Consider the following 14845-nt stretch of genomic DNA (forward strand, 5'->3'; position numbering starts at 1 on the left):
CCTAGTGTAAAAATTCCTTTTCAACACTAGGCTTTTTCAGACTTACTTAGCAGCTTGCTTCAAGTAATCCGTATTCGGCTTCGGGGAGCGTCTGACACCCCAAACGGATGTACTTTCCTGCTTAGCTTCCTTACCCGAAGAACCGAGTTTTACATACGACTTAAGCTTCACGATGTAGGCACCGGTGCCCACTTCGCGGCCATTGTCCGCACGCATGTTCCAACCGATAAAGAAGTTGCGGTCCATACCCGCATCAATACAGGTACCACCATTGAAGTACTGAATCTGCTTGCCCGTTACCGGATCAATTTCGGTATTCTTCTTGTCATCGCAGTAAATCTTCTGTTTCTTGCTGGCTACAAAGTTACCCAGGTTGGTGAAGTATTCCACTTCGTAGTAGAAGTAGATATCCTGCGGAGCCACAGCGGCACGTTCGGCATCGGAGAGACCGTTGTACAAGGCATACATGTCAGCCTTGACAATGTGACCGGGCTTGCCATTTTCTGCGGCCAAGATTTCAGCCTTGGTCATTGTCGTGCGGTAGCCATGCACCGTTACAGGCGGAACCTTTTCGCCAGCAGGAGCGTTCGAAGTCGAAGCAAACTTGTTTTCGTTCACAGCGATTTCGGCGTCACCCGTGACAGCCACCCACGGAGACGGGATGCGCTTGGTTTCGTTGTAAGGTGTCGGAGAGTTCCAATAGTAGCTAGCGTCGGCAACAGCACGAAGCGTTTCGGCATCGGTACCCTGCGGAACAATGTTCGTGGTATCAGACCAGAATACCGTCGTGAGGTCACCACCCATACGCACATAGTCGCCCACGTGCGGAGAAACGCTGCCGCGCTGGTACATATACTTGATACGGCCTTCACCCGTCTTTTCGTCGGAGCCCAAAGCCGGATCGTTCTGAGCCGTTACAACCGCAGCTGCACCACCCAGGGCGGACACATAGCGGCTAGCATCAGACAATTCAATTGCAGAATTCAGGTAGAAGTCCAGAGCCGTCTTTCTGTTCGAAGAAGTAACAAGCTTCACAGGTTCAGACATAATCACCACAAGGCTGTCGTAATCCGTCAGCTGGTCACCGTTCTTAAGAGTACGCACTTCGGCACGCAGCGGAACCGGTGCAATACGGTCAATCACGGCGCCCTTATAGCCTCTCTTCATCTTCTTACCCTTATCTTCGAATTCAGCGTAAGAGAATACTCTACCCACACCGGCCGTCTTGACACCTTCAGAAAGCGTGAGGCCGCCAATCATAATCACGTTGGAGCAGTAGAGAGAGTCTTCACGAGCCATGGAGCAGTCGATGTTGTTCAAGTCAACCGACACCAGTTCGTTACAGAAGATAGACTTGTCGCTCGGATCGTTAGAATAGCCTTCTTCATAGGGGTTATGTTCCGTAGCCACCGTAGAATCCCACATCACGCAAACGCGAGTCGGCAGGGAGTCGTGGTGAATACGGCGGTCATAGTAAATGGCAACGGAGTCACCAATACCATCCAAGTATTCCGTAGTCATGCTGAAGTACGGATCCGGAATCTTGTGTTCCAGAGTCGGCACAGCACCCTTGGTATCGAACACGTCAGCAAACTTCGGGAACGGTACCGGCGGGTTGCGGAAGTACATCGGATAGTAATCGGCAAACACATAGTCATTGTATTCAGCAACAATCTTTGCAGGATGGTTGTATGCTGGATCCAAGTCCCAACGGTATTCCACCAAAGCGTTGATCGAAATCGTGGCATAGCCGTTCACGAACATCGTTTCTTCAGGAATGAAGGAAATACTCGGAGAGGTCTTGCCATCGCCCACACCCGCATGAATGGTGAGTCCGTTACATTCTTCGATACACGGGCTATAGGAACCATCGGGGTTCGGACGCACTATGGCCAGGTACATATCATAGATAGAACCGACCCAGTATTCGTCAAAGGAGCCATCGGCCTTAGCAGTCTGTCCGCGGACAGACGTAGGCGTTTCACCCGGTTCCGGAATGGATTCGATAAAGGTAATCTGCGGCAAGTAGAAGTAAATGGTCTGTCCATTTTCTCGACCCTGCACATTGATCTTGAACGGGGTAATCGGCAGCTGCAAATCAGCCATCGGCACCGTTACATAGACAGTATCTACACCAGATGCGCCAATCTTACGCTGGGTACCCAGACGGATACGCGTATAAGTTTCTGCACCTGTTGCCGGATCAACAGTTCTTTCATACACCTGCAACAACGGATCATGTTCGAGGGTATAGGTCATGTCAATGGCGTCATCCGGGAACACTTCCAGTTCTTCGGAAGTAGAACCTTCAGTCGGCGGAGCCACGTTAGAAATATAGACCGGAACCCTTTCGCCGCCCATAGCGGATTCCTGCAATTCGTAGTGCCCCCTCTGGGTAATTTCGCCCGTTTCGTCATCCACGGAAATCGCATTACCGTTCTTATAAAGCACGTCCACTTCACCAGTCGTCTTGAAGCTCATGACCTTCTGGGTCTTGCCGTCAATCGTCACGAACATGGTGTAGAAACCGCCCGGCAAGCAAGTCTTTTGCTTGTCCACCTTGGGGAAAGAAAGATCCGTCAAGTCGATACCGCACTTGTAGACACCCGGCTGAGAAACGTTATCAAATCCAAGAACCACGTTTTCGCCGTACTTTCTACCACTAACCAGAGTGTAAGAAGGCACATAGCCGGCCTGGAGAATTTCGGCACCGCAATAGGTCTGGGAACCAGAACCGATGCCTGCAGCGGCAGCGGCGCAAGAACCGTCACCTGTCTTGGTGAAGCAAAGGGTATAGTCAGTTTCGGCCGGATTGCCCGCAGCCTTTTTACCCTTGGCAGAAATAGCGGTCTTCTGCTGGATGTACATGTTCGTCTTGATACGCACGTTACTCATATCAGTACGGCGGTCGCAGAAGAAGATGTCGATATCGTAAGTATTACCCGCAACCAGAGCACCGCTAGAACCGGTAAACTCATCCAAGTTCACAAAACCCGGGGCTGCCAAATGGGTACCGCCAAGGTCCACAGCGAGCTTGTTATCAATAAACACCCAAATATCGTCGTCACCGCGGAACATGAACTGCATGCCGGCACGATAGGTGAAGTTTGCATGGGATTCGAAGCAGAACATCTGATTGTTCATGCCTTCAATACGGGCATCCCAAGTCGAGTTATCATAAACATTGGGATAAGTACCGCTAGCAAACTCGCCTGCAGTCACAGGGTACAAGTCAATATAGGGCAAGCCAGAATTCGGTTCAATCGCAGACCAGTCGTACACCTGACCCAATTTGCGAGTTGCAGCGGCAGACACATTATTCTTCGTATTACCGGCACCGGCGCTTTCGCCAACACCATACGCCACGTTACCCTTACCTGCTCTAAGCGTAGAAGCCGCCTTACAAGTAGCGTCACCCGGATCGCAAACCACATCATTCAAAATGGTGAACGCACCCGTGGGCTCGTTATAGGAATCGTATTCCCACATACCGTCCTTCGCCAGGTCAAACTTCACGTTGCGGCAATGGGCTACGTTCACGCCCGGAGTTTCAGTAAACATCACATTGAAAGCTTCTTCGCTTGCAAAACATTTACTGTTAACATTGTAAGTCGGTTTCTTGGTTGCCGGATTCAAATCAGCACTGACAATTCCCGGGGTCACACCAATACAAGGCACGGTATTGGCTTGTCCGTTTCCAGGGAAATTATATTTCGCCGTAGCCACATAGCAACCATTCGATCCTTCAACCGGATAAGCATCGCAAGTAAAAGCGCCATGCAAGCTGGCATCGGTATCGTAAAGGAAGGCTGCCAATTCGTAAGAGCAGTTACCATCCACCTGCGGATCCACTTCAGAAATGGAAGACGTCAACAACAGTTCATCCACCTTTTCAGGGTCAGCAATAAAGTAAATCTTGTTAGAAGTATAGGCATCAAAGAAGACATTCATCGGGAACGGCGTCAGGGGTTCACCCCAGCCATCCACACCGATAGGGTCTTCCAACAGTTCATCGTCATCCTTGAGGATAATGAACTGTTCCGGCATGGGTTCATCCATCCAAACGGCATAGTACCAGCCACACATATCGGGGTCAACCTTCAACGGCTTGCGACTTTCGTAAGTTCCATCGGGAGACCACATCGGAACGGTTGCCTTCCAACCTTCGTCATCCGGAACCAAGACATAGAAGTACTTGATATCGGGTTCGGTGTTAGAAACGATTGTTTTGCCCGGATTCTTGGGATCTTCAAGAACCCAGACTTCGTTGCCTGCGCCCGGACACGGAATGTCGGCATCGTTGGTCGGCCAGTTCGCGTCATCTTTACCATTAGAAGGCTGTATACCGAAGCCCTTCGCAGTGACAATGGTGCTACCAGCAGGCGTCATCCTGTTACCAATAGCAAAAAAGAGCTTGTCTTTTATGCCCAAATTGTCCAGTTCATAGTCATAATACCCCGTTGCCGCATTAGACGTCATTCTCTTAAGCTGGTTTACATTAAACCCGCCCACATACGGGAACCCCCAGCCACTGGGGGCCTTAAAATGCAAGGTACCCTGACACAATTGATTCTGAGACCACGCAGTCTGCACCCCAAAAACAAGCAGACTAGCGGTCAAAGCTAATTTCCAAAACGAAACCTTCCTTAAAGGAATCTCAGTTCTTCTCATTTTCATGACTTCCTTTTATTGGCATACCAAAAAGACCGGTCTTTTTGGGACGCCAATATCCACCCGTAAAAATATCCTTTTCTGTTAAAAAACGGACATTTTTTTCTGTATTTTTCTTTACACAATTACTTTAGCATATATAAAGCCCCCAAAAACGCCCTTTTTATTCAAATTTCGGCACTTTTTCGCAATTCTGTAAATAAAAGTTTGCCGCACAGACGGGATTCTGGGCATATTCGGGAGGTCCTCAAACAACCGAATCCTACCCAGCAGTCTATAGTCTACTTATTTTACTACATTTCTGAGCAACACGGAGTGCTTATGCAAGACATGGACCGAACAATCGCCAGCGGAAACACCATCAAGTTGCCAGTCGCCCCCCTGCGACCGCACCTGATTGTGCTGTACCCGCAAAACCAGTTCAAGCAGATTCCGCTTGAAAAGGGAACGGTGGTTTTAGGTCGTGGCCAGGATGCCGACATCCGCATGGACGACGAACTGGTAAGCCGCAAGCACTGCGCCGTTACCTTCGATGGCATCGACGTAACCGTCAAGGACCTAGGCAGTACCAACGGCACTTTTGTGGACGGCTCCCCCATCAGCGAAAGCAAGCTGGAGGACCATAACCGCCTGCAAATCGGCAAAATGGTGCTGAAAGTTGACTTCAAGGACGCGAGCGAAGAAGCCTTTGACCGCGAACTCTACGAAGCGGCCACCATGGATCCGCTTACTAAAATAAGCAACCGCCGCACATTTATGGACCGTAGCTTAGGCGAGCTGGCACTCGCTCGCCGCAACAACTATTACGTTCACGCCATCATGGTCGACGCAGACCACTTTAAGCGCGTGAACGACACCTGGGGTCACCAGTGTGGAGACATGGTTCTTAAAGAAATCGCCCGAATCCTCAAAGAAGAAAAGCGCGAATCCGACCTGTTGGCCCGTTACGGCGGTGAAGAATTCGTACTGCTTTTGGGGGGCATTGGCCCCGAAGACGCCAAAAAGAGCGCCGAACGCCTCCGTTCGGCAGTAGAACGTCATCGTTTTTCGTGGAAGGACACCATTATCCCGGTGACAATTTCTTTAGGGCTGGCTAGCCGCCAGGGCGAACAAATCGGCAAAATCGAGGAATTGATTGCCGAATGCGACCGACTGCTTTACGTCGCCAAAGAGGGCGGCCGTAATCAGGTAGCCTTTTAAATTGTAAAGAAAAATTCTATCTTTGGCGCCGAAATGTCAAGTTTGAATTCCGAGCGCCTTAATTCCTTTGGTACCGCAAGTATCCCGAAACTGGTTTTGCAGTTCTCGGTCCCGGCCATCATCAGCATGCTGGTGAACGCCCTCTACAACGTGGTCGACCGCTTTTTCGTGGGCCAGGGCGTCGGCAGCCTCGGCATCGCAGGCATTACGCTCTGTTTTCCGATTTTCCTGTTCATGATGGCCATGTCCATGATGGTGGGCGTAGGCGGCAACACGCTATTCGCGATTCGCCTCGGGCAAAAGAAGTACATCCAGGCAAGCATCATTCTGAACAATTCCTTTTCGCTCCTGATTTTGATGGCAATTGGAGCGTTCACGCTGGGCGAAATCTTTATGGAACCGCTCCTGAAGTTGTTTGGCGCGAGCGAGCAGACTTTGCCTGTCGCCAGCAGCTACATGCGCATCATTTTGTGCGGTGCAGCCTTCCAGACAATCGCCCCAGGCATGAACCACTTTATCCGTTCGATGGGCCACCCGAAAACGGCCATGTTCCGCGAAATCGCGGGTGCTGTCACGAACATCATTCTCGACTACCTCTTTATCATGAAATTCCACTGGGGTATCGAGGGTGCCGCCTGGGCGACCATCGCATCGCAGCTGGTAGCATCGGCTCTCATTACGCAGTTCTTTGTCAAGAAATCATCGCCGATCAAGATTCGCTGGCGCCACATGAAGTTGCATGCCGCCTATGTCCGCAAAATCTACATTCTCGGTCTTCCACCTTCCGTGATGCAGATTTGCAACAGCCTGATGAATGCCATTTTGGCCTGGAGCCTCACCACCTACGGTAACATCAGCGTCAAGACGACGGGTGCGCTTTCCGGAGGCGACATGGCGATTTCCGCTTTCGGTATTACCAACAGCATTGTTTGCATTGTCATTCTGCCTCTGCTTGGATTTGTGCACGGAACGCAGCCGATTATCGGCTACAATTATGGAGCACGCCTCAATAGCCGCGTCAAGGCCACCCTCAAGTTCACCTTTATTTATGCGGGCAGCTTTATGTTCGCCACTTGGGCAATTCTCATGTGGCAGGCAGAAACCTTCGTGGCACCGTTTGCGCCGAACGATCCTGAACTCATCAAACTTTCGGCTTGGGCCATGCGCATTTTTGCGGCAGCCTTCTTTATGATTCCCTTCGGCATGGTGTCGGGGAACTTTTTCCAGGGTACAGGAAAAGCGTTCAGGGCTATGTTCCTGAACGCTTGTCGTCAAGTGATTTTACTTATACCGTTCTTGCTTGTACTCCCCCACTTCTTTGAGCTGAAGGGAGTGTTCATGGCGCAGCCCATTGCAGACACGGGTGCTGCTGTTATTGGGCTTTGCATGCTGTGGCATGAGCTTAAGAAGCTTAAGTAGGAATGCTGATGCTGAACCAAGTTCAGCATGACTTCAGGATGACATCAGCGGACGGTCACGCGGCGGGTTTCGCGGGCAACTTTCACGATGTATGAACCCGGCTTGAGGTTCGGCACCACCGTTTCAGCACCAGCGAGTGCGCCCTGACGCACCACGCGTCCCTGCAGATCCATCACGGCGAACTTGGCGGAAGCCGCATTCGTCACGGAAATAGTAAGGGCGGAACGCATGTCGTTTCTGACCGCAAAGAGAGACTTAACTGCAGAAGCCACGGGCTTGATTGCGTCGGTGCCAACGCGGAAGCTCATCACCTTTGCCGCCTTGCCATCAATATTCACGAACAAGGTGTAATAGCCTTCCGGCAACACAATCTTGGATTTATCGACTATGGGCTTGGAAAGATTTGAGAGATCGAAGCCACCCTTGTAAACGCCCGGAGTAGAAATCTTATCAAAGCCTTCTACAACAGAATCCGTTACAGAATGACCCTTGACCAACGTATAAGAGATAGTCGACGGAGTGATTGTATCGCAAACAGTCACTGGTTCAGCACCCATTCCGCAAGTACCAGCAGTCGTCGTTGTGTAGCAAATGCTATAAGATGCTGCAGACTGATGATCAGCCGACTTTGCACCCTTTATGGTAATTGCAGACTTAGGCAGTTGAGCCAGGAACATATTCGTGCTGATTTCGAAATTGCTCATTGTCGTGCGGCGGTCGCATGCAAAGATATCTACATCGTACTGAGCGCCGACTTCAAGTTTGCCGCTAGCGCCTTCAAAGGCATCAAGATCTACATAGCCCGGAGCATCCAGGTGGACTCCGCCCAAGTCAATGGCCAGCTTGTTATCGATAAACGCCCAAATGTCATCGCTACCGCGAAGAGCCAAGCGAAGACCCGGCTTATAGGTAAACTTGGCATGGGTTTCATAGCAGAAATGATGGTTGCGTCCACCGGTTCCATCGGTTTTAACCATGGATACCCAGCGGTATTCTGATTGTATCGCCCCTTTCTGCACCTGTTTATCTGTTCCATATTCAAAGAATGGCCAACCTTCAGGAGCTGCGTCGGGGCAGCTCCAACCAAGCACGCAATTGTCCGGAAATGTTCTCGGCAACTTAAGAGCGGTCTGAATAAACTCTTCAGTGGTTGAGCCATCACGGAAAATGCCCTCGCAATTATGTCCCTTGCTCCAACCCGGACCATTGCACAACAAGTCCATTACAGGAACGCCTTCCACAGAATCGAGTTTTCTAAGCGACGGGCCATAGAACACCGGGCCTTCGGCATCGCGTTTGACGCGTGCAGCCGCAAGCGGAGTCTGGTCCGAGTTTGCAAGTTTCACAGAAGCATCATCCGTTTGTTCTACCGGGAAGAATCCTCCAATAGCGGAAGTTCCTAACGGCATATAGTAATCGGAGCTGAATTCCCACCAACCGCCACGTTCCATGTGCAAAACAGGCATGTCGTAGCAGCTCATTTCGTTTACGCCTTGCGTGTAATTGAACAGCTGGTCAAAGTACTTTTCTTCAAGAAAGCACTTCTTACCGGCAGTAGTCAGCTTGGGCTTTTTCGTTGTAGGATCAAGAGTCGTTTCTACAAGTCCCGAAGTCACACCGATACAATCGTTTACCGCTTTGAGAGCCGTTTCAAGGTCAACTCCTTGAGCACCGGCCTGGCAACCTTCGCCCCCCTGAGAGTAGCAAGAGAATGCCGGATGCAGCTTGGCATCGGAATCATAGACGATCCATGACATTTCGTACGAACAGACGCCTTCTATCGAAGTCACTTCACTTTCATGAAAATACCAACCGTCTTCATTGGTCTTCATCGACTCATCTGGCACAAAATACAGGGAATCACCCCCCATATCAAAAATCATCTTCATCGGTATCGGAGACGCCACCGAACCGGTCTCCCAGTTGCCGTTCATGCCAAGCATATCTTCGCGATCAGCATCGTCATCGCGGAAAATCACCACGTTATCAGTAACTTCATCGTCGGCAAACGTATACTCGTACCAGCCGCACAGATATGCGTAAGCCGTCATAGGCTTGCCAGTTACACCACCATCGGTACTGATCATGGGAGCCGACGCCACCCATTCTTGCATATTGGGCGGAACCACCATAAAGAAATGCTTTTGACCAGCCCATGCCGCAGAACACACCAACGCGGCACAAGCCATAACAGACAATTTGTTCATATAGAACCTCCTAATTTTCCATAATGGACAACGTAAATATATACGAAAATCTTACATCAGGCAAGTATTTTTTTACAAAACGCCCTAAAAACAAAAAGATGTAACGTCCGTTACATCTTCGCTGTTTTGAGAGAGCCTTTATGTGCACTGATTTCTAGTACAATTTCTTCATATCGGTAAGTTCGCCGCCCTTTTCGTGGAAAAGAACCAGCGAGCCCCCCTGCACCTTCTTGAAAATGGCAGTAAGCTTGGCAACCACGTCAGCTTCTTCGAAGCCGATTTCGTTGTAGGCGGTTTCGCCAATCACAATGCCCACGTTCATCAGATCCGGAGACGAACGACGCAGGTAGTTCAACAGGTCTTCGTCGCTATTGAGAATATCGGTTGCAGTCGGCTTTTCAAGTTCCGAGGGGTCGCGGGTGCTCACCAGAAGGGGGTACATCGCATCGGAAATGACCTGCTTGGAGTTCAGATAGAAGGTATTGCCCACGAACAAGCTAATGGAGTCGTTCAGGACCTGGCGAACTTCGAGAATCACGTCGCTCTGGGAAGAGGCTTCCTGGATTTCGAGTTTGGAAGGACCGCAAGCCATAAGGGCCAACGAAACGACAGACAGGACCGCGAGGGCAAGTTTCTTCATAATAAACCTCTTTGATTTGTAGCAAAAATATAATTTTTTTGAGGTTCGGGGGGAAAAAACCGCTATATCAAGAAAAATTAACACTTTTTCAAGATGACTAGAGCTCGTTCAATGAGTTCGGGCTTCAAGTCAAAGATGCGACTCAAGGTTTCTACGCGAACGGATTCCTCGATCTTTTCGATGCGGGAACCGTTGGCATCGCGAGTCACGAGGTTGCCCTTTTGATAATAGTACTGCACGCCACGTTCGCGGTCCAGGCGGTTCAGCACCGGGTAAGTCATCATTTCACGGTAGAAGCTTTCATTCCAATGTTGCTTGAATTCTTCAACGGAAACGCCCTCGACCGGATATTCGAAGCGGAGCTTCATCGGAGCTCCCGCACCGCCCGTCCATAAGGCCATGGAATCGACGGTCGGGCGGTCCAGCCTTACGCAGTTCGGGACCAGCGGAAAGAAGGCTGATCCCTTGCCTTGCGGAGGCGGCAAGGGAATCGGGAGCGGGTCAAAAATCAGGTAACCGGGATCGAAGAGATATTCAGTAGACGAGAGGGCGCTCGTAAACTCGCTACAGACGAGAGGCGAGAGAGAATCAGGATCCGGCAATATCAATGCGCAGTGGATATTCTTTTCCTTGCGCTTGTGACCCATCACCAAACGCGGCGAAAGCCCCATATCTTTGAACACTTGATACAAGTGCCATGTCATACTGAAGCAGGTACCGCCGCCCATCCAGGCGTCTACATCGTTCTGAAAGCTGTCATCGAGCTTTTGCGCGGCTGTGGAACTACCCGTCGATTCCAGACGAATAATTTTCGTCAAGTTCTCGTAGGTGACTTTGGACAACTTATCGCAGATGTCCTGAATCTTTTTCCATTGTTCGGGGAGCATAAAATAAATTTAGAAAAGCATCAAGATGCCGTCGACGCCGAGAACAGTCACGCAAGCGACCACGGCAACGCCCACCAAGCCAAGGCCAAGAAGCGAAGCGACGACTGCCGCCACTAGGGCACATGCCCCCGAAAGCTTACTGTCGGTCGAATAGAGAATCGCAGGCACGGTCATCGCGGCAAGCACCGTGTACGGCACATATGCCAAGAAGGATCGCCAGAAACGGCTCTTAATTTTACCCTTCAAGAGAACGAACGGCACCGCACGCAGCAAGTAGGTAACGCCCGCCATCACAAGCAGGAACAAGAAGTAATCTCTTAAGTGCATGCGTCCTCCTCGTCTTTAACCGGGAAAAAGGCGGCACCCAAGAGCGAGGCAACGAGCGCGCAAATAATGATTGCAAAACCGACCGTGACACCGCTCAGAGCAGGAACATACTTGAACGCAAGGCTGCAGGCAATCGCAATCAGCACGGCAACCAAAGTCGGGCGGTGCGCCTTCATTTGCGGCACCACAATGGCCACAAACATTCCATACAAGGCAACGCCCAAAGCGTTCGTCACAACAGCAGGCAAAATTTCACCACAAATTGCACCGCACATTGTACCCGAAGACCAGCCGATATACGGGAGCACCATAAGGCCTGCAAAATACCGGGCAGTCACAGGTTGAGTTTGACTTACGGCAAGCGCATAAATTTCGTCGGTAATTCCCGTTGCAAGCATCAGGCGCTTGAACGTACCGAACGAGGGCGCCACCTTTTGCGACAAAGAAATCGCCATCAAGCTATAACGCAAGTTGATAAAGAACGTGGCGATCGCCATTTCGATAAAAGTGCCGGCGGCATCGGACATAATCTGGAGCCCGGCAAACTGCCCGGCCGAGGTCAAGTTCGTCATCGAAATAAAGGTGACCAGCGGCCAGCTAATCAGCTTGGACCCGGCAATTCCGAACGAAAACGACACGGCGAAATAGCCGAGTCCAATCGGAAGTCCGTCTTTTACACCATTTGAAAATTTCATGGGCGCAAATATAGAAAAACTTTATAACAAAACTATGCAGATATATAAATTTATGCATAAAAATCCCGTCTCGAATTATCCTTCGAAGCGGGACTCATTTCAAACAGTCAGATTGACGACTACTTGATCGAAATCCGGCGAGTCAAGCTATTGGAACCCGCACGCACGCGCACAACGTAATTGCCCTGGCGGAGCATGTCGAGAGCGACAGAACCGCTCACCTGCTTAAAGCCTACAACCGGGCGCCCCTGCATATCGAACACGTCGAGACGGACCATATCGGAACCCGAAACATGGAGCGTACGGTTTTCAACCGCAAGCAGAATCGGACTTGCCACAGGTGCTGTAGCAAAGGTCGTATGTTCAGTCACGGAAAGCTTGATTTCGTAGGTTTGACCATTGATGGTCAAGGTTTCTACATAATCGCCAGGCGTAAAGTAATCAGGCACCGTAGTCGCAGAAACGATATATTCACTTCCGGACTGAGTCATGGTCACAAAATGCAAGTTGTAGGTTTTGCGAACTGCCGTCACCACATTCTGGAATACGATTTCTTCAAACTTGCCGTTTGGCGTTGCAGATTGTTCTATGTGGCCAACCACCAACACTTCGGCATAAGCGGAGCTGCTAGATTCCTCAACACTGGAGCTAGATTCAACGCTGCTGCTGGACGATTCCGGTTCTGCGGAACTAGAAGATTCCGATTCAGAACTCGAAGATTCTACAGAGCTGCTGGATTCTTCACTCGAGCTAGAAACTCCTTCGCTGGAGCTGGATTCAACACTGCTGCTGGACAGTTCCGGTTCTGCGGAGCTAGAAGATTCCGATTCAGAACTCAAAGATTCTACAGAGCTGCTGGATTCTTCAACACTGGAGCTAGAGGCTTCACTAGAAGAGGATTCTTCACTCGAGCTAGAAACTTCTTCGCTGGAGCTGGACACTTCTTCGGAACTAGACGATTCTTCGCTGGAGCTAGATTCAGCGGAGCTGCTGGACTTGGGCACCACAACTATCACCTTCGCCGTAGCAGAGGCGTTGTTATCCGGTCCAAAAACATCCAATTTCAAAGTATATTCATGATCACGGAGAGTTTCCTTGACAGCACCGGCAAGCGTAATCGTCTTTGTAGACCTATCCATCTGCAAGTTGATGGTTCCTTCGGGAACGCCGCTCGCCGCAATAGAATCCAAGTACTCATAACGGAATACAATCGGCAAAATGGAGTCGCCGGCAACAACCGTCTGCGTCGCATTTTCCGTAACGACAATCGTTGTCGCAACAGGCTTGTGCTTGATGGTGATCTTACCCGTTGCGGTCGTATTCGAGTCGACGCCAGTCACGGTTACCGTATAGGTAAACTCATAATCGCGCAAGGATGCTTCAGAGGCCCCCTTAATAGAATACGTTCTCGCATTCGTATCAAGTACGCTACCAAAGCCTTTCGGAAGGCCAGACAAGAAAACCTGAGTCACATTGTCATTATAGCGATAGACAATCGGGTTAATGGAATCGCCGGCAGTCACCGTCTGGTTCGCATTACCGCTAGTGAGTTCAAAGACCGTTTCGCGCTTTGCACTAGAGCTAGAAGATTCGACACTAGAGCTAGACGATGCAGGCGTTGCAGCACAGGCCGTGTACACCTGATTACGAATCGGAGCAAACACATTTTCATTTACCCATTTACCGCTTTCCGAATAATTCCAAGCGCCACCACTAAAATAGGAAGCCGTTTCACTCTTATTCGATACAGACCAGTTTGCACCTGACAGCTGATTCTTGGTCATCCACTGATACCAAGTACTGCTATAATCCTTATTGAAGCCACCATTGCCGCTCGGCGCAGAATTTCCCCATTCGGTCACGAATACAGAAAGTCCGCCTTCCATCGCCTTTTCGGCTCTAGCACCCTGGTCAGTCGTCGTGTGGCGATACGGGTCATCACCCGCATAGTAGTGGAACGAATATGCCACATTAGCATCATTGAGCGGTTCGGCAAGAGCCGCATTGGTATACTGATCGAAGTAGGGAGTTCCCACCACAATCAGGTTGTCGGAATAAGTACGAATTGTTTTGATAATCGTTTTTGCATACGGAGCAATTTTTTCTTTCCAGTAGTTTTGGGCTCCGCTCAGGTCAAACCAGCTGTCAGAACAATTGTTCTTGGGCTCATTGTAGATTTCAAAAATCACATTGTCATAGCCGCCCCATTTTTCAGCCATATAGCTAAAGAACGACTGTGCATCACTCGTAATCTGTTCTGCACAATGACTATGGAAATCGATAATCACGTAGATGTCATTTTTAATGGCGGCCGTCACCACCGAATCCATTAAATTCCTATGGAAATTCGTATTTGTAAAATAGTTCCCGTTTCCATTTTTCCAATCGCCATCAACACCGACAGGGCCACGAATCAATTGGATGTTCTGTTTTTCCACAAGTCCAGAAATCGTTTTTCCGTTCCAATAAGCCGGACCTTCGTCACCACTAGCCATGCTCCAGAAAAGGCTCATGCCCTGCACGGCAACTTCGTTACCGGCGGTCACACCCTTACAACTACCATAAATACGTCCATAGTTCTGAGAATTCTTACCAGCCTGCAGCTGACCATACTGGCTCACTGGGCCCACGCGGGTCGGGGTAACGGCAGCGGACGAAAGAGAAATAAACCCTGCGGCAAGCACCGTAAGGCCAAAGAGATTTGCAATTCTAGAAATTTTCATGGGCCCAAATTTAGAATTTTTAGGTCAAATTTCCACGTGATTTAAAACACATAAAAAACCCGGCGGTTAGCCGGGC

At 50.0% G+C, this 14845-nt stretch carries 9 protein-coding genes; 2 read left to right on the forward strand and 7 right to left on the reverse strand.

Annotated features, from left to right (window positions below):
- Window positions 1-42: 42 nt before the first annotated feature.
- Complete coding sequence (locus BUA40_RS06535) at window positions 43-4512, reverse strand: fibro-slime domain-containing protein (protein ID WP_178299572.1); 4470 nt, start codon at window positions 4510-4512, stop codon at window positions 43-45.
- A 489-nt stretch (window positions 4513-5001) separates the two neighbouring features.
- Between BUA40_RS06535 and BUA40_RS06540 the strand changes: the two genes are divergently transcribed.
- Both BUA40_RS06540 and BUA40_RS06545 read left to right on the forward strand, forming a co-directional pair.
- The gene (locus BUA40_RS06540; protein ID WP_072799930.1) at window positions 5002-5871 is read left to right on the forward strand and encodes a GGDEF domain-containing protein; all 870 of its coding nucleotides are present in this window, start codon (window positions 5002-5004) and stop codon (window positions 5869-5871) included.
- 33 nt (window positions 5872-5904) lie between these two features.
- Window positions 5905-7290 (forward strand): MATE family efflux transporter, encoded by a 1386-nt coding sequence (locus tag BUA40_RS06545; RefSeq protein WP_072799775.1) that lies wholly within the window; start codon window positions 5905-5907, stop codon window positions 7288-7290.
- Window positions 7291-7334: 44 nt separating this feature from the next.
- On the opposite strand, the gene BUA40_RS06550 is transcribed toward BUA40_RS06545, so the two are convergent.
- The 6 genes from BUA40_RS06550 to BUA40_RS06575 form a co-directional block, all read right to left on the reverse strand.
- The gene (locus BUA40_RS06550) at window positions 7335-9497 is read right to left on the reverse strand and encodes a fibro-slime domain-containing protein (protein WP_072799777.1); all 2163 of its coding nucleotides are present in this window, start codon (window positions 9495-9497) and stop codon (window positions 7335-7337) included.
- 154 nt (window positions 9498-9651) lie between these two features.
- The gene (locus BUA40_RS06555; protein ID WP_072799780.1) at window positions 9652-10137 is read right to left on the reverse strand and encodes a type 2 periplasmic-binding domain-containing protein; all 486 of its coding nucleotides are present in this window, start codon (window positions 10135-10137) and stop codon (window positions 9652-9654) included.
- A 77-nt stretch (window positions 10138-10214) separates the two neighbouring features.
- Window positions 10215-11024, reverse strand: a complete 810-nt coding sequence (locus BUA40_RS06560; RefSeq protein ID WP_072799782.1) for a hypothetical protein — start codon at window positions 11022-11024, stop codon at window positions 10215-10217.
- A 9-nt stretch (window positions 11025-11033) separates the two neighbouring features.
- Entirely contained in the window at window positions 11034-11351 is a 318-nt protein-coding gene (locus BUA40_RS06565; RefSeq protein WP_072799784.1) for an AzlD domain-containing protein, read from the reverse strand.
- Window positions 11342-12046: an AzlC family ABC transporter permease gene (locus BUA40_RS06570; protein ID WP_072799785.1), complete on the reverse strand. Its 705-nt coding sequence runs from the start codon at window positions 12044-12046 to the stop codon at window positions 11342-11344. The genes BUA40_RS06565 and BUA40_RS06570 overlap by 10 nt, the downstream gene beginning before the upstream one ends.
- A gap of 119 nt (window positions 12047-12165) precedes the next feature.
- A complete protein-coding gene (locus BUA40_RS06575) occupies window positions 12166-14769 on the reverse strand; it encodes a cellulase family glycosylhydrolase (RefSeq protein ID WP_072799786.1) in 2604 nt (867 codons plus the stop codon).
- Window positions 14770-14845 lie beyond the last annotated feature (76 nt).

The sequence above is a fragment of the Fibrobacter sp. UWT2 genome (genome assembly GCF_900142545.1).
Lineage (GTDB): Bacteria > Fibrobacterota > Fibrobacteria > Fibrobacterales > Fibrobacteraceae > Fibrobacter.